We start from the raw sequence: 19911 nt of genomic DNA, 5'->3' as shown, positions 1-19911 counted from the left end.
ATCAATCGCTTGAGGGCGCCAGGCGCCTGCTGCACGGGCTTTACGTACCCTGTTTTCAAGATTTGCTGTTTGATGGAAGGCACTTGCTAGGCTCATTTTGATGAGGTCTGAAATGGTTTTCGAACCCAGAAGCAGTCGTTCCTTACTCCAGAGAAGAAGCAGTGTCAGTAACGCCATTCAGGCAGGCCTCGATGGTATTGCCGTCACCGGTATTGCCTGGTACCTGATCTACGACCAGTTCGGCTATATCACGTCCGATTACGTGATCATGCTGCTGTTGCTGATTGGTGCACTGGCGGTGATTTATGACCATTACGCGATCTACCGCACCAACGTCGGGCTGTCGATCAAGGCGTTCCGCCTGTTCAAGGCCTGGTCGGCAACCTTTTGTTTCCTGGTGGTCATGGCCTTCCTGACCAAACAGAGCGAAACCTACTCCCGGTTGCTGATGGGGCAATTGTTCGTCATTGGTTATTTCGCGCAGTTGTTCTTGCACTTTGCCGTGCGTGAACTGCAAAAACGCTTTACCGCCCACGCGCGTCTGGACAATGCCCTTATCATCGGCAACGGTGACCTGGCCAACTTCCTGTATCAAAAAATCAGCAACAACCCGTGGTTTGGCGAGCGGGTGCTGGGGTGCGTGCTGCTCGACAAAGGCGATGGGCAGGGCCTGGAGAGTGCCGAGGGCAAGCAGCGCCTGCCGGTGCTGGGGCATATTGGCGACCTCGACGAACTGGTCGCCCGACACGGCATTCGTACGGTGTACCTGGTGACGCCACTGGGTGGCTCCGAGGTCATCAACGACGTGTATTTCAAGTTGCTCGACAAGTGCATTGCGGTGAACTGGGTGCCGGATATCTTCTCGTTGCGCCTGATCAACCACAGCGTGCGGGAAATTGCCGGCATTCCGGTGCTGACCTTGTCGGAGACACCTTTGACAGGCATGAGCCTGTTCTTGAAAAACCTTGAGGACCGGGTGCTGGCCGCGTTGATTTTGCTGTTTGCATCACCTGTGTTGCTGGCTATTGCGCTGGCCATCAAGATCGATAGCCGCGGGCCGGTGTTCTTCCGCCAGGAACGTACCGGCTGGACAGGCGAATCGTTCCGCATCTGGAAGTTTCGCAGCATGCATGTTCACCAACCGGAAGCAGGTGTGGTCAAGCAGGCGCAGAAGAATGACCCACGGTTGACACGGGTCGGCGCCTTTATCCGGCGGACAAGCCTTGATGAACTGCCACAATTGTTCAATGTGCTGACCGGGGAAATGTCCCTGGTAGGGCCGCGGCCGCATGCCTTGCAACATGACACCTTGTATTCGCAGGATATCGTTGACTACTTTGCCCGCCACAATATCAAGCCAGGCATGACAGGTTTGGCGCAGGTGCGCGGCTTCAGGGGGGAGACCAAGGATATCGAGCAAATGATCCAGCGGGTAGATTCGGACATCGAGTACATCAACAACTGGTCGTTGTGGCTGGACTTCGTGATCCTGGTGCGCACGCTTAATGCCTTCACAGGTAAGCAGGCGTATTAGCAAAGCGCCCCTGCATCGACCACGTCCTTGTTCAACGGATGCAGCGCCCTGAACCCCCGCGCTTCTTCCACCAGCCAGTCATGCACCGCTCGCGCGCCCGGCTGGTTCAAACCGCCTGGCGGGTAATGCACCACATAACGCTTGTGGTTGGCGACCGGTACACCAAAGGGCACGATCAGTGCGCCGCGCTCCAGTTCGTCATTGAGCAGCGTGCGCCGTGCAATCGCCACGCCGATACCGGCAATCGCCGCCTCGATGGTCAGGTGGTTGCGGTTGAAGGTATGCCCGCGCCGCACATCCAGGCCGGCGGCGCCGATGCCTTCCAGGTAGAACTCCCACTCGGCATATTCCGAACTGCCACGCCAGGCGGTGATGTCATGCAGCAGCGGATAGTGCACCAGGTCTGCGGGGCCATGCAGCGGCGGGCGCCCGCGCAGCAGGCCAGGTGAGCACACCGGGAAGATCTGCTCGTCCAGCAGCGGCGTCGAGAGCATGCCAGGGTAGCTACCGTCGTTCAGGTCGATGGCCAGGTCGAAGTCACCCGGGGTCAGCGCCTGGGCGCTGTCTTCGGCGACCAGGCGTAGTTCGATATCCGGGTAGCGCTGTTGAAAACGCGGTAAGCGCGGCGTGAGCCATTTGGCCAGGAACGAGGGGATTGAACGCACACGCAATGTGCCGCGGATTTCCCCCGCGTCCAGGCGCAGCAGCTCGGCTTCGATACTGCCGTAGGCCTCAGCCACCGTCTGGGCCAGCCGTTGCCCTTCGGCGCTCAGTTCCACGCCGCGCGCCCGTCGCAGGAACAGCCGGTAGCCAAGGCGCTCTTCCAGCTGGCGCATCTGCTGGCTGACTGCGCCCGGGGTGATGTGCAGCTCTTCGGCACAGCGGGTGAAGGACAAGTGCCGGGCTGCGCAGGCAAATACATGCAGCCAGACGAACATCTGACCATTGAGTTGTCGTCGCATCGTTTAGTACCGCTAAAGGCTTGCTTAGGAAGTTTCGTTGGTCATCCGTGAGCCAGCGCGGCAGTATCGCGCAAAATCGCAATAACGCTCAATTTCTTCAGACAACCGTACGCTGGATGCATATCAGGGTCGGTTCAGGCATTAGCATGGCTATCAGTGTTTTCGACCTTTTCAAAATTGGCATCGGGCCGTCCAGTTCCCATACCGTGGGCCCCATGCGGGCGGCCGCTACCTTTGCCCAGGCCCTGCGTGTGCAGGGGCTGCTGGCGCGGGTAACGCGCGTGCAAGTGCGGCTGTATGGCTCGCTGTCGGCTACCGGGGTTGGCCATGCCACCGACCGCGCGTGCCTGCTAGGCTTGATGGGCCAGTGGCCGGACCGTATCGACCCGTCCACGATCGAGTCGCGCATCGGCCATGTCCTGCAAGAGCACTGCCTGATGCTCGACGGTAGCCATCCGCTGGCCTTCGACTATGGCCGTGACATGCTGCTGCTTGACGAGAGCCTGCCTTATCACCCCAATGCCATGAGCCTGGAAGCCATGGGCGGGCAGCACAGCCTGTTGAGCCAGACCTATTTTTCGGTGGGCGGCGGCTTCATCGTCGAGCAAGCCGAAATCGATGCGCCGGCCAGCGAAACGAATGCCGTGATGCTGCCTTATGAATTCGACAGTGGTGCCCAGTTGCTGGCGTTGTGCAAGGCCCACAACCTGAGCGTGGCGCAACTGATGATGGCCAACGAATGCGCCTGGCGCCCGGAGGCCGAGGTGCGCGAAGGCTTGCTGCGTATCTGGGCGGCCATGCGTGAGTGCGTGGCGAACGGCCTGCGCAATGAGGGCGTCCTGCCGGGCGGCTTGCACGTCAAGCGCCGCGCCGCGCGGTTGCACCGCAGCCTGCAGGAGCTGGGCAAGCCCAACGTGATCGGCTCGACCCTTGGCGCCATGGAGTGGGTGAACCTGTTCGCCTTGGCGGTCAATGAAGAGAATGCTGCCGGTGGGCGTATGGTCACCGCGCCCACCAACGGGGCAGCCGGCATTATCCCGGCGGTGTTGCACTATTACATGAAGTTCAACCCCGGTGCCTGCGATGCTGATGTGGTGGACTTCCTGCTTGGCGCAGCGGCAGTTGGCATCCTGTGCAAAAAGAACGCCTCGATTTCCGGTGCCGAGGTGGGTTGCCAGGGGGAGGTGGGCTCAGCCTGTTCGATGGCTGCTGCCGGCTTGGCGCAGGTACTGGGTGCTACGCCGCCCCAGCTTGAAAACGCCGCCGAGATTGCTCTGGAGCACAATCTTGGGCTTACCTGCGACCCGGTGGGTGGCCTGGTGCAGGTGCCGTGCATCGAGCGTAATGCGATTGCTGCGGTCAAGGCGATCAACGCTGTGCAGATGGCGCTGCGGGGAGATGGCGAGCATTTCATCTCGCTCGATCGGGTGATCCGCACCATGCGTGATACCGGGGCGGACATGCATGCCAACTACAAGGAAACCTCGCGCGGCGGTTTGGCGGTCGCTTTTGTCGAGTGCTGATTTGTAGTGCGGTCAACTGGAGCGGCCTTCTGTCACGATGGGCCGCTCCTGAACCAGGTTGCGCTGACCTGTTGGGTCAGCACTGACTCAACGGCCTTTCTGCTTGGCTGCAACGAAGCTCGCACGCATGTCCTTGGCCCAGCCATCGAGCACCGGCTTGACGTCATTCAAGGTCAGCTTCTGGGTATCGTTCTCCAGTTCCTGGCCTGCGCCCTTGCGTACCACCTGGGCCAGTACCTTCTGACTGGCACCGTCCAGGAGCGCCGCCTCCACACCGACATCCACGTCCTGGTCACGTCCACCCATGGCGGTATTCACACCTGCCGCTACAAGCGCGATAGGGATCACTTCGTATGGCTTGAGGCCCTCGTTGCTGGTGGACACTGCCGTGATGGCTGGGCGTACCACGATCACGCCCGGGCCAGGCCCCTTGGCCAACGGCATCACGCTGCCTATTTCGCGGCGCAGGGCCTCGTTGAAGTAGCGGGTGATCTCCTGCAGCGTCTGCTGCGAGATAACGGCTGTGGGCTGCGGCTTGGGGTAGAACTGGCTTGGCTCGACGAACACCTGGCTGTATTGATTGACATTGACCTTGGGGTCGATCCAGCGCATCACCGGGTCACCCGACGGGCTCTTGGCCTCTTGCAGCCGGCTGTAGTCTTTGAGGAAGCCGGAGTAACCCTTGGGGTCCACGCGGTTGCTGGAGCAGGCGGCCACGGCAAGCAGCGCGGCGCACAACAGGGTAATGCGGGGCAATGATTTCATGATGAAAAGGCATCCATGAGAGGTCGGCCTCAACAACGCTAGCAGGTGCGAGGCAGTTGGCCAGTGGGAGAGGCAATCCTCTTTGAAAAGAACGCAGAGGGTGGCCGGGAGGTACTCGCCTCGGGGGGCGCCGCAAACGTTGCTGCCCACTCAACCCAGAGCCTCACGCAAACGGTACCACAACATGCCCAGCGCCAGCAGTGGCGAGCGCAGGGCCTTGCCGCCGGGGAAAGTCAGGTGTGGCACGGCGCTGAACACATCCAGGCCATGGCTGTGGCCGAGGGCGATGCTTTCGGCCAGCAGTTTTGCCGTCCAGTGCGTCACGTTCAACCCGTGCCCGGAATAGCCCTGGGCGTAATACACGTTGGGGTGCTGGTTCAGGCGCCCGACCTGGGGGAAACGGTTGGCGGTGATGCCGATCATGCCACCCCATTGGTAGTCGATGCGCACGTTGGCCAGTTGCGGGAACACCTTCAATACCTTCGGCCGCATGTACGCGCCGATGTCTTTAGGGTCGCGCCCGGAATAATGACAGGCGCCACCGAACAGCAGGCGGCGGTCTGCGGTGAGGCGATAGTAGTCCAGGCCGACCTTCTGGTCGCACAGCGCCATGTTCTGCGGGATCAGGCGGCTGGCCAGCGCTTCGGGCAAGGGTTCGGTGGCCACCACATAGCTGCCGGCCGGCAGTACCTTGCCGCTCAGGCGCGGTTCCAGTTCATCGAGGTGAGCGTTGCAGCCCAGCACCAGGCTGCTTGCGCGCACCTTGCCGCGCGCCGTGTGCAGGGTCAACCTGGGCCCGTGCTCAATGCGCAGCACCGGGCTTTGCTCGAAAATGCGCACGCCCAGGCCGTGGGCCGCGCGGGCTTCGCCCTGGACGAGATCAAGGGGATGCAGGTGGCCCGACCCCATGTCTACCAGGCCGCCCGCGTATTGGTCGCTGGCGACGATCTCGTTCAGTTGCCCGGCGCCGACCAGGCGTGTTTCATGGCGATAGCCCAAGGCGACCAGGTCGTCCTGTTCATCCTTGAAGGCGGCGAACTGCGCCGCCGTGTTGGCCAGTTCGCAGAAGCCCCAGCGCAGGTCGCAGGCAATGCCGTAGCGGGCGATGCGCTCGGCCACCAGTTCCACTGAATCGATGCCGGCCTGTTTCAGGTAGCGCACACCCTCCTGGCCGACATGCCGGGCAAAGCCGCTGACATCATGGCCGATACCGCGAATCAGCTGGCCACCATTGCGCCCACTGGCGCCCCAGCCGATCCGTCGGGCTTCCAGCAGTACCACCGAGAGGCCGCGCTCGGCCAGCTCCAGGGCGGTATTGACCCCGGTCAGGCCGCCGCCGATCACGCATACGTCGGCCGTCAGTTCACTGTCCAGGCTGGGGTAGGGTGCCGCGTCGCGCGCTGTGGCGGCGTAGTACGAGGCAGTGTGTTGGGTATTGAAAGACATGAGCGTTCTCGACTCAGCGGTTGGACTTGATCTTGCTCCAGGAGCGGGTCATGACACGCATGATTTTCGGGCTCGGGGTGCTGGAGATGTACAGCTTGTCCAGCACCTCCTGGGGTGGGTAGATCTCGGGGTTGTTCACCAGTGATGCATCCATGTAGGCCTTGGCGTCCGGGTTGGCGTTGGCATAGCCGACCGTGGCGCTGACCTTGGCGATCACCTTGGGGTCGAGCAGGTAGTTGATGAACGCCAGGGCCTGCTCGGGGTTATTGGCGTCCTTGGGGATGGCCAGCAGGTCGAACCACAGGTTGCTGCCTTCCTTGGGAATGCTGTAGGCGACCTTCACGCCGTTTTTCGCCTCTACCGCGCGGTTGGCGGCCTGGAACACGTCGCCTGAGTAGCCGAACGCTACGCAGACATCACCGTTCGCAAGGTCAGAGACGTACTTGGAGGAGTGGAAGTAGGTAATGTAGGGGCGCAGTTCGAGCAGGCGGGCCTCGGCCTTGGCGTAGTCGCCCGGTTTTTCGCTGCGCGGGTCCATGCCCAGGTAGTTGAGCACGGCCGGGAACAGCTCGTCAGGCGAGTCCATGAATGCCACGCCGCACTGCTTGAGCTTTTTCAGGTTCTCGGGCTCGAACAGCACTGCCCATGAATCGATATGGTCAACACCCAGTGCCGCCTTTACCTTGTCGACGTTGTAGCCGATGCCATTGGTGCCCCACAGATAAGGCACGGCGTACTGGTTGCCGGGGTCGTTCTGTTCAAGTTGCTTGAGCAGTTTGGGGTCCAGGTGCTGCCAGTTCGGCAGCTTGCTGCGGTCCAGCGGCAGGAAGGCACCGGCCTGGGCCTGGCGGGCGAGGAAGTGGTTGGACGGTACCACCACATCGTACCCCGTGCGCCCGGCCAACAGCTTGCCTTCAAGGGTTTCGTTGGAATCGAACACGTCATAGACCACCTTGATTCCGCTGCTGGCCTGGAAGTCGGCCAGGGTGGTGTCACCGATGTAGTCGGTCCAGTTGTACACACTGACCGTGGGTGCGGCCTGGGTGGCGGTGGCGAACAGCAGGGTGAATGCAGCGGGGATCAGGGCTTGCAGATGATGCATGGGAACACCTCGTTGGTCTTGTTTTTCGAGTTCGGAGCACGCTTGCCTGTGCAAGGGGTGCAAGGCACCCCGCGGTGGGTCAGACACTCAGCATCAGGAATTCACGCTCCCACGAGCTGATGACGCGCTTGTAGTTCTCGTGCTCGGCGCGCTTGACCGCCACGTAGCCCTGGACGAACTGCTTGCCCAGGTACTGCTGCACGGTTTCGCAGTCTTCCATGTGCTGCAGGGCATCCTCGATAGTGATCGGCAGGCGCAGGTTGCGTCGCTCATAGGCGCGGCCCTGCACCGGTGCGCTAGGGTCGATCTGCTCGACCATGCCCAGGTAGCCGCACAGCAGGCTGGCAGCGATGGCCAGGTACGGGTTGGCATCGGCGCCCGGCAGGCGGTTTTCCACCCGCATCGCCTCAGGGCTGGAGGTGGGCACGCGCAGGCCGGCGGTGCGGTTTTCTTCACCCCACTCTACGTTGACCGGTGCCGAGGTATCCGGCAGGAAGCGGCGGAACGAGTTGACGTTGGGCGCGAACATCGGCAGCAGCTTGGGGATGTACTTCTGCAAGCCGCCGATGTGATGCAGGAACAGCTGGCTCATGCTGCCGTCTTCGTTGGCGAAGATCGGTTTGCCAGTGGCGATGTCGACCACGCTCTGGTGCAGGTGCATGGCACTGCCTGGTTCATCGGTGATCGGCTTGGCCATGAACGTGGCGGCCACGTTGTGCTTGAGCGCGGCCTCGCGCATGGTGCGCTTGAACACGGTGATCTGGTCGGCCAGGTCCAGCGCGTCGCCGTGGCGGAAGTTGATCTCCATCTGCGCCGGGCCGTCTTCGTGGATCAGCGTGTCCAGGTCCAGGCCTTGGATCTCGCACCAGTCGTAGACGTCTTCGAACAGTGGGTCGAATTCGTTGGCGGCATCGATCGAGAACGACTGACGGCCACTTTCAGCACGGCCGGAACGCCCCAGTGGCACCTGCAGTGGCAAATCCGGGTCTTCGCAGCGCTTGGTCAGGTAGAACTCCATCTCGGGCGCGACGATCGGCTGCCAGCCCTTGTCGGCGTACAGCTTTAGCACCTTCTTCAGGACGTTGCGTGGCGAAAGCTCGATAGGGTTGCCTTGCTTGTCGAAGGTGTCATGAATCACGATCGCGGTTGGCTCGATTGCCCATGGGATCTGGTAAACGGCGGTGGGGTCGGGGCGGCAGACCATGTCGATGTCGGCGGCGTCGAGCAGGTTGTAATAGATGTCATCGTCGACGTAGTCGCCGGTGACCGTCTGCAGCAGCACGCTTTCTGGCAGGCGCATGCCTCGCTCATGGAGGAACTTGGCGGTGGGCGCAATCTTGCCGCGGGCGATGCCGGTCAAGTCGCTGATCACGCATTCGACTTCGGTAATCCGGTGTTCTTTCAGCCAGGTGGACAGCTGATCGAAGGGGGCGTTCATACAGACCTCTTGGTTGGGTTTTAGTGGGGGAGCGTGGGCGCTTGCGAAAGCCGTTGAACAGTTGCGAAGGCGTTACGCTTCCCAGGTGACGCGCTGGCGACTATCTTGGTCGCAGCCCCCCGGGGCAATCTATCCACTTTCTTCAGTATCGAATGCACCAAAAGAGTGCGTACAGGACAATGCGTGACAACCGCCAATGCGTTGAAGGTCCAGGCTTTCCACACCACTGACGTTACCGAGCAAGTGCGCACCACCCCTGGCTGGCAGCAGCAGTACCGGCAGATGTCGCCCGGGTACTTCAGCGGTGAACTGCGTTGTCTTGGGCTGGAGGGTGTGGAAGTGTACGAAGAGCGCCTGAACACCCGGGTGGAGCAGTTTTTTCGTGCGCCAAGCGGCTCGTTGGCGTTTTGCTTCGACCGCAGCGAGAACAGCCTGTACCTGCTGAACGAACAAAGCCGCAATATCTGGATCACGCCGGAGAACTACCACGAGGTGGCGGTCGTGTTCGACCAGGCGTTCCTGGCCCGCCATGGGCTAGACCCGCAGCGCCTGGAAGGGTTGTTCATGGTGCCATTGGGCAGCGGCCAGAATGCGCTGTTCGGCAGCTGGCTCAGCGCCACCTTGACCCGGCTGGGCGAGGAAGGTTGCCCGTTGCAAGGGCAGGCCCTGGCTGAGCAGCTGCTGGAAGACTGCCTGTTCATTCTCGACAACGCCAGCCAGCGTTTACAGGGCGTGGCCCTGGGGCGGCGGGACGAGGAACGGGCGATCATGCACCGGGTCAGCGAATGGGCGGCCGACTGCCCGGAAGAGACGCTGAACCTGCTTGAGCTGGCAGACGTGGCCGGGGTTTCGCTGCGCCAATTGCAGCAGGCGTTCAAGGCGTTTACCGGCATGCCGCCGGCGCACTGGCTGCGCCTGCGCCGGCTTAACGGTGCGCGGCGTGATCTGTTGCGCGGTGGCGGCGTGACCGTGGCCGAGGTGGCGATGCGCTGGTCGTTCTGGCATTTAGGAAGGTTTTCAGAGAGTTACCGACAGTTGTTCAAGGAGTTTCCCAGTGAAACACTGAGGCGGAGCAGGGGTTGAGGGGGCAGTTAAGCTACTGGCCGCTTCGCGGGCTAGCCAACATTGAACCCAGCATCTGCTGCCGAAAGTTGCTATCGTGCCGCCCTGATTTCACCCGAGGTGCCGATGTTCTACCTGCCTTTGCCCAGCGACCAGGCCGACCGCCTCGCCAGCGCGGCCGTTACCGAGTTCTTCACCACCGCCAGTGTGCTTGATGCCGCTGCCGTGCTGTTCGTGCAAAACCTGCCACGCCAGCCTGCCACCGCCTCGGCCGACGCGCAGGAGCGTCGTTTCGCCGAAATCGTGCGCATCGCCAACGAAGTCGAAGGTGTCGCCCCCGGGCGCTTCCAGGCCCAGGTAGCACAGCAGTTCGATCGCGAAGCGTTCGCCATGGGCCTGGGCATGCTGGGCGAAAATGGTATTGCACTGCTGTCGGCGGAAGTGGAGTACCAGGCGGACGAATGGCTGGATGACGAAGGCCAGTGGAACTTCCAGTTCGCCGACCGCTACCGCCAACGGGCCACGCCGCTGCACCCGGTGTACCTGCCGTCGCTGGCCAGTGACTTGATGCTCAGCGACCAGCAGAACCGCCTGCTGCGTGAATTCCTCAGTGGCATTGACGAGTCTGTGGCTGTGCAAGGTTTCGCCGGCACCGGCAAGACCTTCCTGATTCACCAGTTCGCCCGGCTGCTGGAGCCACAGCGCACATTGTTGCTGGCCCTGACCGAAGGGCAGTTGCGCGCGCTGCAGGCACGGGTCAAGGACGCGGCCGCCTATACCGCGCTGACCTTCGGCCAACTGGCTGACGAGTTGCTCAACCGCGACCTCACCAGCAACGGCTGGCGATTGCGCGACCCTTACCGCACCCGGCTGTCCTGGCGCCCCCAGGAAGCACAAGTGGTGCGCTGGCTGGCCATCCCTGATATCGGCCCGCTTGCAGCGCGTGACGTGGTTGCCTTGTGCATCCGCGCCGTGCGCACGTTCTGCCACAGTGCCGATACCCAGATTCAGTTGCACCACTTGCCCTGGGCCGGGCCTGGCACTTCGCCGCTGGATCAGGAGGTGCTGCTGGAAAAGGCGCGTCTGTACTGGCAAGAGCTGATTCGCCCGTCGGCGCGGGACATTCAGCTACCGGTGCGTGACTACCACCGGGTCAAGCTGCTGTCGCTGACCGAGCATGTGATCGACAGCCGTTACACCCATGTCATCGTCGACGAGGCCCACGAGCTGTCGGCACCGATGCTGGCGGTACTCGATCGCAGTCCGCAGTCGATCATTACCCTGGGTGACGAACTGCAAAACCTCAACGGCCTCAGCCCGCACCATGGCAGCTTCATCCGGCAACGCTGTATCGACCATTCACTGCGCGCCGGGCCGGCAATGGACAATGTGCTCAACCCGCTGATCCAGGCGCACCCGGCCACAATCCAGGCCGCCTTCAGTGGCAACGCCGAGCACTACACCCGGGTCAGTTTCTTCGATACGGTGATGGTACCGGAACAGCCCACGGCGCTTATCGTCGATGATGAATGGGGCCTGTTTGGCTGGTTCCAGCGCCTGACGCATCAGGGCGTGCCGTTCTTGTTGCTGAAAAGCGCTCGCAAGGACTTTGAACTGTTCGTCGAGGACTGCATCGAGCTGTACCGCTACGGCACCCGGCCGCGCCACCCGATGCTGTTCCGCTATGCCAGCTGGCAAGCGCTGGAACAGGACAAGGGCGATGACAAAGCGTTCGTCGCCGTGGCCAATATGCTGCGCAAGGGCTACACACCGGAGCACTTTGCCAAGGCCAAGAGCCGTTACCGCTGGGACAAGGCGCCGAAGCTGTTCCTGGGGCGAGTACGGGATGTGAAGAACATGGAGTTTGCCCGGGTGATGGTGTCGCCGGAGCTGATGGTGGCGCCACAGGTAGCGGGTAACCGCAATGAACGGGCGCGTATGCTGGCGGGGTTGTATACCGCCTGTTCGCGGGCGCGGCATGAACTGATCGTGCCGGGGGGGATGCTGGACTGGGTCAAGGACCAGGTTCGGGATTGACCGGGATGGGGCTGCAAAGCAGCCCCAGGGTCATGAATCAGTTTCGGTCCAGCCACACCGTCTGGGCATTGGTGAACTCGCGCACACCAAAGTGCGACAGCTCACGGCCGAAACCACTCTTCTTCACGCCACCAAACGCCACGCGGGGGTCGGAAGCGCAGTAGCCGTTGATGAACACGCCCCCGGTATCCAATGCGGCGGTCATGCGTTCGGCCAGCGCATAGTCGGCTGTGTAGATGGTCGAAGCCAGGCCAAACTCGCTGTCGTTAGCCAGTTCCACGGCATGGTCGGCATCGCGGGCAGTGATGATCGCGGCTACCGGGCCGAACAGCTCCTGCTTGAACGCGGTCATGTCCGGGGTGACATTGGCGAACACGGTCGGCGCATAGAAGTTGGCCACGCCTTCGACCTTGTTGCCGCCCAGCAGCAACGTGGCGCCTTCGGCCAAAGTTGCCTGAACCTGCCCATCCAATTCGTCGCGCAGGTCATAACGGGCCATCGGGCCGATATAGGTGTCGTCCTCCAGCGGGTTGCCGATTTTCAGCTGGCGAGTGGCTTCAACGAACTTGCGGGTGAACGCGTCCACAATGCTCGCTTCCACGATCAGGCGCTTGGCGGCGGCGCACACCTGGCCGGTGTTCTGGTAGCGGCCTATCACCGCGGCCTGGACGGCGGCATCCAGGTCGGCATCGGCCAGCACGATGAAGGGATCGGAGCCGCCCAGCTCCAACACGCACTTCTTCAGCGCGGCACCGGCCTGTGCACCAATCGCCATGCCGGCACGCACGCTGCCGGTCAGGGTCACGGCGGCGATGCGCGGATCGTTGATGGCGCGGGTGACGCCATCCGGGGTCACGTTCAGCACTTCGAACACGCCTTCCGGCAGGCCGGCATCCTTGAACAGCTCACCCATCAGGTAGGCGCTGCCCATCACGTTCGGTGCGTGCTTGAGCACGTAGGTGTTACCCGCCAGAATCGCCGGTACGGCGCCACGCAGCACCTGCCAGACCGGGAAGTTCCAAGGCATCACGGCCAGGATCGGGCCTAGCGGGCGGTATTCGATACGGGCCTTTTCGACCTGGGTCGGCTCGGCGGCGAGCATGGCCGGGCCGTGCTCGGCGTACCAGCGGCACAGGCCAACGCATTTGGCGACTTCACCGCGCGCCTGGGTGATCGGCTTGCCAATTTCACGGCTGATCATGTGCGCGAAGGCTTCGGCCTTGGCTTCGAGGGTGTCGGCCAGGGCCAGCAGGTACTCGCTGCGCTGACCCAGCGACACCTGGCGCCACTGGCGATAGCCAATCTTGGCACGTTGCAGCGCCGCTTCCAGTGCGGCGTCGGTGTCGAACGGGTAGGCGCCGATCTGCTCGCCACTGTAGGGGTCGAGGGAGATGGCGTGGGTCAGGCTGCTGATCGTGCTCATGGCGGGACACTCTCGTTGTTGTTAATCAGTGACGCCAGACTAGTGGGCTATGGCTTTAATGAAAACTGAATAATAATGAGCGAAACATTCACGTTTGGAGAAAGGCTGTGGACCTGGTGCAACTGGAGATCTTCAAGGCCGTGGCAGAGCAGGGCAGCATCAGCGCCGCCGCGCAGCACATCCATCGGGTGCCATCGAACCTGACCACGCGCATCAAGCAACTGGAGGAGGATTTGGGTGTAGAGCTGTTCATTCGTGAGAAGAGCCGCCTGCGTCTGTCGCCTGCGGGTTGGAACTTCCTCGAATACACCCGGCGCATCCTCGACCTGGTACACGAGGCGCGGCTGACCGTGGCGGGTGAAGACCCGCAGGGCACCTTTGCCCTCGGATCGCTGGAAAGCACGGCGGCGGTGCGCATCCCGGCGTTGCTGGCGGCCTACAACCAGCGCTACCCCAAGGTTGACCTTGACCTGTCCACCGGGCCCTCCGGGACCATGCTCGAAGGGGTGCTGTCTGGCCGCCTGGTGGCCGCGTTCGTCGACGGCCCGGTGCTGCACCCGACACTGGAAGGCATGCCGGTGTTCGAAGAAGAAATGATGGTCATCGCGCCGCTCAACCATGCACCGGTGACCCGCGCCCAAGACGTGAACGGTGAAAGCATCTATGCCTTCCGTGCCAACTGTTCGTACCGGCATCACTTCGAAAACTGGTTTGTGCAGGACCAGGCGGTACCAGGCAAGATCCACGAAATGGAGTCGTACCACGGCATGTTGGCCTGCGTCAGCGCGGGTGCCGGCCTGGCCATGCTGCCGCGCAGCATGCTCGACAATATGCCCGGGTGCAGCACTGTCAGCGCCTGGCCAATGTCGGAGGACTTCCGCTATCTGAAAACCTGGCTGGTATGGCGACGGGGTACGGTCTCGCGCAGTTTGAGCATGTTCGTGAAATTGCTTGAAGAAAACCGCGCAAGCTGATGTTTTTGCTCGGTAACCTGCTTATCTGAATTGAATTTCATCTGCATGACCTGGCATCAGCACGAACACCCGTTCGCGGGGAGGATCAGATATTAGGTAAGCCATCCTCGAAAGGAGGGTCGTACCATGCGTAACCATCACTATGCGCTCGGCGCTGCCTTGCTGATCTCCCTGGCCCTGCCATGGACCCTGGCCGCCGCCGCCGACCTCAATGCGCCCATCGACATGCAGGCTGTGCAGTTGCAACCGCAGGAGCAGAATGGCGTGCGCTACCTGCAGGGCGGTATCGGCCAGGACGAGGCCAATGCCCTGCGCAAGACCACGGGTTATGACCTGCACGTAGAGCTTTCGACCGGCCCGGAAGGCAAGTTCCAGAGCGGGGCCACGGTCGATATCCAGAATGCCCAGGGCCAGCCCGTGCTCAGCGTCAGCGATGCCGGGCCACTGCTGTATGTGCAGCTGCCTCCCGGCAAATACAAGGTCATTGGCAATGCCCAAGGCCAGGCGGTGCAGCAGTGGGTGGCCGTGACAGGCAAGGCCCCCACGACCGTTAACCTCAATTGGCGTTGATGAGGATGCGGGCAGGAGTACGGATGTACTCCTGCCTGGGATAAAGTCACGCGTCGCGAATTCCTGTGCCCGTCAGGCACATCTTTACCGAGTGTTTTAGCCAATAGTGGCAATACACTTCCAACTTTCTGATTATCTGGACAATAATCAGAAGTATTACTTCGTATGACCGGTCTGTATGCGCCGGTCCCCCCAAAAAGATCGAGGGGCCTAAGCCCCCGCTTGCCGTGTAGACCATCAGGAGAGTTGTTGATGAAGACCCGTCTAGCAGCTTCGCTGGCCGTTGCCGTGCTGGCCTTTGCTGGGGCCGATCTGGTCCAGGCTGCGCAGATATCAGGCGCTGTGGGCGCCACTGGCCAAGGTGACATGACGTACCGTATCGGCCTGTCGTTCGATTGGGACAAGAAATGGATGGAAAGCAGCACCGGCCATGTGAGCGGTTACTGGGATGCGGCCTACACCTATTGGGAAGGTGGCGATGCCAGCGGTGCGCATTCGCTGTCGTTCAGCCCGGTGTTCACGTATGAGCTCAGCGGCTTTACCTACACCCCTTACATCGAGGCAGGTATTGGCCTGGCAGCGTTTTCAAAGACCGACGTGGGCGACCAGCGACTGGGATCGGCGGTCAACTTTGAAGACCGTATCGGCTTTGGCCTGAAGTTGCCGGGAGAACAGAAGATAGGCATCCGTGCCATGCACTACTCCAACGCCGGGATAAAGCAGCCAAACGACGGCATCGAGTCGTACTCGCTGTTCTACAGCACAGCTTTCTGAAATTACGGGGCCGCTATGCGGCCCCCGCAATTCAGAAGGTATAGGAAACGCCGGCTTGCACCGTGCGCGGTGCGCCGGGGTATACGTAGCTGTTGAACGCCCCCTCGTCATACCCCTTGTTGAACACGTTCTTCACGTCCAGATTCAATCGCACGTGTTCGTTGACCTTGTAGAAGCTCAACAGGTCGACCACGCTGTAGCGTTCCATCGTGTAGGTGGCTGCCGAGGTCTGCCCGGCACGGTCGTCTACATACTTCACCCCTACGCCCAGGCCAAGGCCTTTGGCCAGGCCATCCTGGAACTCGTAGGTGTTCAGCAGGCTGAAGGTATTGCGCGGGATATTGGCCAGGCGCGTTCCCTTGGGCAGGGTCGTGTCCTTGGTGACTTCGGCGTCCACGTAGGCATAGCCACCAATCATGCGCCATTCGGGGGTGAGGTTGCCGGCGACATTGATGTCCAGGCCACGGCTGCGCACCTCGCCGGCCGCGATCTTGTAAGTACCCGTAAGGTCGCTCGGGTCGTTGGCCAAGACGTTTTCCTTGACGATGTGGTAAATCGCCGCGTCGACACTCAACTGGCGGTCGAGTGACTCCCATTTCACACCCAGCTCGTAGGACTTTCCTTTCTCGGGGTCGAAACCTCCGCTACCGCCACCAGCAGGCGCGCCAGTATTGGGTTTGAACGAACGTGCGGTATTGGCGTACACCGCCAAGGTATCGGTCAGGTCATAGATCAGCCCAAAGCGCGGGGTGACGCCGTTTTCGCCTTTGGTGAAATCTCGGTTGGCCGCCAGCTTATCGTCGTAATCGTGTTCGAAGCGCTCGAAGCGCACACCCGCCAGCGCCTTCAATCGCTCGGTCAGCGCTACTTGGTCCTGAATGAAGAACGCCCACGTCTGCAGGTTTTCCTTGTCCCAGGTGGTGGTGCGGTCCAGAACTGGGCGCGGCTGGCCCAGCACCGGGTTGTAGATATCTATCAGGTAGGAGGTTGAGGAGCGGCGGATGATCGAGTTGTAGTCGTAGTTCTCGTACTCGACACCGGTCAGCAAAGTGTGGCTGAGCGTACCGGTATCGAAATGCCCGGTCAGGTTCAATTGCCAGTCACGGTCGGTCCATTCCAGCTTGCGGTAGTTGAAGTTCCGCTGCAGGGTGCGGCCGTCTGACAGTAAATTGCTCCCCTCGACTGCATTGCCCTTGAGCGAGCCATCGAGGTACTGGAATCCACCGCCCAGCGTCCAGTTGTCGTTGAGCAGGTGCTCGAAACGCACCTGCGCCATGTTGTTGTCATTGTGCAGCAGGTTGTCACTGCCTTTTTCCCAAATGTAGGTATCGCGCGAGGCGCTGCCGGTCTGGGTGGGATAGCGGGTCAGGCCGCGATCGAGGGGGTGGTTGTTGCGCATGAAATCGCCCTCGAAGGTAATCTTCGTGGCGTCATTGACCTGCCAGCTGATGACAGGAGCGACATCATAGCGTTCGCTCTCAACATCGTCACGGAAGCTGTCGCCGCCTTCACCCAGTACATTCAGGCGGTAGGCCAGCGAGCCGTCCTCGCTCAGCGGCCCGGTGGCATCGAGGGTGGCACGGTGCATGCCCTGGTCATCGAACTGGCTGCCAAGGGTGACCTGGGGCTCGGGCAACGGCTGCTTGCTGACCACGTTGAACGTACCACCGGGGTCGCCACGGCCGTACAGGCTGCTGGCCGGGCCGCGGATGACCTCCAGGCGCTCGACGGTGTTGGCATCCGGGGCATTGGGGTAACCGCGGTTGATCGGAAAGCCGTTGCGGTAGAACTCACCGGTAGTGAAGCCACGCACGGTGAAGGTTGTCAGGCCCTGGCCGCCGAAGTTGTTGGCGCGGCCGACACCACCGGCGTAGTCCAGGCCGTCCTGCAGGCGCGTGGCGCCCGTGTCTACCAGCACATCCTTGGGCACCACGCTGACCGATTGCGGCGTTTCGTGCAGCGCCGTGTCGGTGCGGGTGGCACTGGCCGAGCGGGTGGCCTTGTAGCCTTCGACCGGGCCGTCGGCACGTTCGCTGTCGGCAGTACTGGTGATGCTCATGGCCTGGAGTTCGATCTGATGAGGGTCGCTGAGCGGTTCAGGCTCGGCAAAGGCCAGTGGGGAGACAGCATGAAGCACACAAAGCGAAACGAACGTGCGGCGCATCGACAGTACGGTCCTTGAATAGGGCGCTAAGGGGCTGGGTCGGGAAATGCCGCGAAAATACTACGAATCATTATCAGATGCATTATTTTTGAGTGGCACGGGTGTGCCAGAAACCAAGGAAGATTAAGCGTCAGTGACAACCGTGCCTGCCGACATCGCGAAGGGGCCGACAGGTTAGACGCTGCTCTGCGGTTGGAATTGCCTTTTCGCAGTGCAAGGTTGTCCCTGCCTGGCCCCTGGGCAGCCTGCTGAAATTCAGCGAGCAGCCCTGATCGCCAACACATTGCACAGTGGGTGTTCCAGCACATGCGCCGTTGTCCCGCCCAGGAATGTCTGCATGGCGTCATGCCGGTGGCTGCCCATGACGATCACGTCCACCCGGTTGTGGCCGACGAACTGGGCAATAGCCCTGGTCGCCGCCCCTTCGAGGAAGTGCCGGCGCTCCAGCGGGATCTGGTGATGGTCGCCCAGGCGGTTGAACGCCGCCCGCTGCGCGGTACGCACGCTGCCGTCGAAGCCGGGGATGGTGACCGTACCGGCGCCGAAGTCGGCGATGTGGGTCTTGGCCGCGTCGCACACATGCAGCAGGTGCAGTTCGGCGTTGCACTGCAGGGCCAGGTCATGGGCGCAGTGGATGACCTGCTCGTCCAGGTGTTCGCCAGCCCCGTGGCTGTTCAGGTCCACCGCGGCAGCGATCTGTCGTGGCAGGGGCAGGCGAATGTCGCTGACCAGGTGTACGGCGACCGGGCTGTCCTTGAGCAATTGCCAGTCCAGCGGCGTGACCAGCAGGCGTTTGAGTACGGGCTCGTGCTGTACGTCCTTGACCAGCAGGTCGCAGCCCAGCCGTTCTATCCGTTCCAGTACGCTGCCCCGCGGGTCGCGGGTCAGCAACAGTTCGGTGGACACGTCCAGGCCGGCATCGCTCAACTGTTCAGCCTCATCCGCCAGCCATTGGCGGTTGTCGCCGAGCAGCCGCTCACGCTCACGCCCATCGCTCATCAAGCCAAAGGTGTCGACGTCGTCGACGAATACATTGATATCCAGCAGGGCACCGCTGGATTCTGCCAACGCCGCAGCGCGTTGCAGCGCCGGCGTATGACGCATTTGCGGGCCGAGCATGACGAACAGACGTTTGAACTGGCTCATCGCACACCTCCACGTGTGGCAGCCCCCCGGGTGATCTGGTCATGTTCAGTCTAGTCTGCCGCAGCGTACACCGGGGCGATGTGTCGGGTATGATGCGTGCCCCATCACTGTCACGAGGCCCGCCCCATGTCCCTGAGTGCTGAACAGATCGTTGAGTACCGCGCCTTTGCCGAGCAATTGGCCGACGCTGCCGCTGAAGCGATCACGCCATACTTCCGCGCCAGCCTGGATGTCGAGGACAAGGGCGGGCGTCTGTACGACCCGGTGACCGTGGCCGACAAGGCTGCCGAAGACGCCATGCGTGAGTTGATCCAGGCGCGTTATCCCGAACATGGCATCCTCGGTGAAGAGGCCGGTGTTGCAGTGGGCAGCAGCCCGCTGACCTGGGTGCTCGACCCGATCGACGGCACCCGTGCGTTCATTACCGGCTTGCCACTGTGGGGCACCTTGATTGCCCTCAATGACGGCACCCGCCCGGTGCTGGGGGTGATGAACCAGCCCTTCACCGGCGAACGGTTCGTGGGCACCCCGGCAGGCGCCTGGCGCAGTGGCACGCCCTTGAAGACGCGTGCCTGCGCCGACCTGTCTGCCGCCACGCTGATGTGCACCACGCCGGACATGTTCGACACCGCCGAGCGCAAGGCGGCATTCGAAGCGGTCGCCGGCAAGGCGCGGTTGATGCGTTATGGCGGTGATTGCTACGCCTATTGCATGCTGGCTTCGGGCTTTGTCGACGTGATTGTCGAAGCGAGCCTTCAGCCGTATGACGTACAGGCGCTGATGCCGATCATCGAAGGGGCGGGCGGCGTGATCACGGCCTGGGATGGCAGTTCCGCGCAGGATGGCGGGTGCGTGGTGGCCTGTGGTGACCCTGCGCTGCATGCGCAGGTGCTGGAGGTGCTACGCCAGGCCATGTGATTCAGGTTCGTCGGTCCTAGGCTCTTCGCGGGCGGTGGAAGCGGGTTCACCCGCGAAGAGGCCGCCACCGGTT

Annotated in this window: 16 protein-coding genes; 8 read left to right on the top strand and 8 right to left on the bottom strand. The window is 62.0% G+C overall.

Annotated features, from left to right (window positions below; translation table 11 throughout):
* Positions 1-112 precede the first annotated feature (112 nt).
* Positions 113-1534 (top strand): undecaprenyl-phosphate glucose phosphotransferase, encoded by a 1422-nt coding sequence (locus LVS58_RS12445; RefSeq protein WP_233691332.1) that lies wholly within the window; start codon positions 113-115, stop codon positions 1532-1534.
* On the opposite strand, the gene LVS58_RS12440 is transcribed toward LVS58_RS12445, so the two are convergent.
* Positions 1531-2496: a LysR substrate-binding domain-containing protein gene (locus LVS58_RS12440; RefSeq protein WP_233691331.1), complete on the bottom strand. Its 966-nt coding sequence runs from the start codon at positions 2494-2496 to the stop codon at positions 1531-1533. The genes LVS58_RS12445 and LVS58_RS12440 overlap by 4 nt on opposite strands.
* Positions 2497-2642: 146 nt before the next feature.
* Here LVS58_RS12440 and LVS58_RS12435 point away from each other — a divergent pair, with 146 nt between their 5' ends.
* Positions 2643-4019, top strand: a complete 1377-nt coding sequence (locus LVS58_RS12435; protein ID WP_233691330.1) for an L-serine ammonia-lyase — start codon at positions 2643-2645, stop codon at positions 4017-4019.
* An 87-nt stretch (positions 4020-4106) separates the two neighbouring features.
* Here the strand turns inward: LVS58_RS12435 and LVS58_RS12430 are convergent, their stop codons facing one another.
* The 4 genes from LVS58_RS12430 to LVS58_RS12415 all read right to left on the bottom strand — a co-directional run bounded on the left by LVS58_RS12430 (position 4107) and on the right by LVS58_RS12415 (position 8770).
* Positions 4107-4784, bottom strand: coding sequence for a DUF3313 domain-containing protein (locus LVS58_RS12430; protein WP_233691329.1), 678 nt, complete (start codon positions 4782-4784; stop codon positions 4107-4109).
* 150 nt (positions 4785-4934) lie between these two features.
* Positions 4935-6230, bottom strand: a complete 1296-nt coding sequence (locus LVS58_RS12425; protein WP_233691328.1) for an NAD(P)/FAD-dependent oxidoreductase — start codon at positions 6228-6230, stop codon at positions 4935-4937.
* Positions 6231-6243: 13 nt separating this feature from the next.
* Positions 6244-7332 (bottom strand): polyamine ABC transporter substrate-binding protein, encoded by a 1089-nt coding sequence (locus tag LVS58_RS12420; protein WP_233691327.1) that lies wholly within the window; start codon positions 7330-7332, stop codon positions 6244-6246.
* 79 nt (positions 7333-7411) lie between these two features.
* Entirely contained in the window at positions 7412-8770 is a 1359-nt protein-coding gene (locus LVS58_RS12415) for a glutamine synthetase family protein (protein ID WP_010954037.1), read from the bottom strand.
* 183 nt (positions 8771-8953) lie between these two features.
* Between LVS58_RS12415 and LVS58_RS12410 the strand changes: the two genes are divergently transcribed.
* Both LVS58_RS12410 and LVS58_RS12405 read left to right on the top strand, forming a co-directional pair.
* The gene (locus LVS58_RS12410; RefSeq protein ID WP_233691326.1) at positions 8954-9853 is read left to right on the top strand and encodes a helix-turn-helix domain-containing protein; all 900 of its coding nucleotides are present in this window, start codon (positions 8954-8956) and stop codon (positions 9851-9853) included.
* 105 nt (positions 9854-9958) lie between these two features.
* A complete protein-coding gene (locus LVS58_RS12405) occupies positions 9959-11869 on the top strand; it encodes an AAA family ATPase (protein WP_233691325.1) in 1911 nt (636 codons plus the stop codon).
* Between the two features lie 37 nt (positions 11870-11906).
* On the opposite strand, the gene LVS58_RS12400 is transcribed toward LVS58_RS12405, so the two are convergent.
* Positions 11907-13292 (bottom strand): aldehyde dehydrogenase family protein, encoded by a 1386-nt coding sequence (locus LVS58_RS12400; RefSeq protein ID WP_233691324.1) that lies wholly within the window; start codon positions 13290-13292, stop codon positions 11907-11909.
* 107 nt (positions 13293-13399) lie between these two features.
* On the opposite strand from LVS58_RS12400, the gene ptrR reads away from it, so the two are divergent.
* The 3 genes from ptrR to LVS58_RS12385 all read left to right on the top strand — a co-directional run bounded on the left by ptrR (position 13400) and on the right by LVS58_RS12385 (position 15610).
* On the top strand, positions 13400-14266 hold the full coding sequence (gene ptrR / locus LVS58_RS12395) for a putrescine utilization regulator PtrR (protein WP_233691323.1): 867 nt from the start codon (positions 13400-13402) through the stop codon (positions 14264-14266).
* Between the two features lie 126 nt (positions 14267-14392).
* Positions 14393-14836, top strand: a complete 444-nt coding sequence (locus LVS58_RS12390) for a carboxypeptidase regulatory-like domain-containing protein (protein WP_233691322.1) — start codon at positions 14393-14395, stop codon at positions 14834-14836.
* Between the two features lie 252 nt (positions 14837-15088).
* A complete protein-coding gene (locus tag LVS58_RS12385; protein WP_233691321.1) occupies positions 15089-15610 on the top strand; it encodes an acyloxyacyl hydrolase in 522 nt (173 codons plus the stop codon).
* Between the two features lie 31 nt (positions 15611-15641).
* Here LVS58_RS12385 and LVS58_RS12380 read toward each other — a convergent pair whose 3' ends face one another.
* Positions 15642-17774, bottom strand: coding sequence for a TonB-dependent siderophore receptor (locus tag LVS58_RS12380; protein ID WP_233691320.1), 2133 nt, complete (start codon positions 17772-17774; stop codon positions 15642-15644).
* 255 nt (positions 17775-18029) lie between these two features.
* Positions 18030-18920, bottom strand: coding sequence for a universal stress protein (locus tag LVS58_RS12375; RefSeq protein ID WP_233691319.1), 891 nt, complete (start codon positions 18918-18920; stop codon positions 18030-18032).
* Between the two features lie 126 nt (positions 18921-19046).
* Here LVS58_RS12375 and hisN point away from each other — a divergent pair, with 126 nt between their 5' ends.
* Positions 19047-19838 (top strand): histidinol-phosphatase, encoded by a 792-nt coding sequence (gene hisN / locus LVS58_RS12370; protein WP_233691318.1) that lies wholly within the window; start codon positions 19047-19049, stop codon positions 19836-19838.
* Positions 19839-19911 lie beyond the last annotated feature (73 nt).

Source organism: Pseudomonas sp. JR33AA (genome assembly GCF_021378985.1).
Classification (GTDB): Bacteria; Pseudomonadota; Gammaproteobacteria; order Pseudomonadales; family Pseudomonadaceae; genus Aquipseudomonas; species Aquipseudomonas alloputida.
This window is presented reverse-complemented; position numbering and strand designations above follow the sequence as displayed.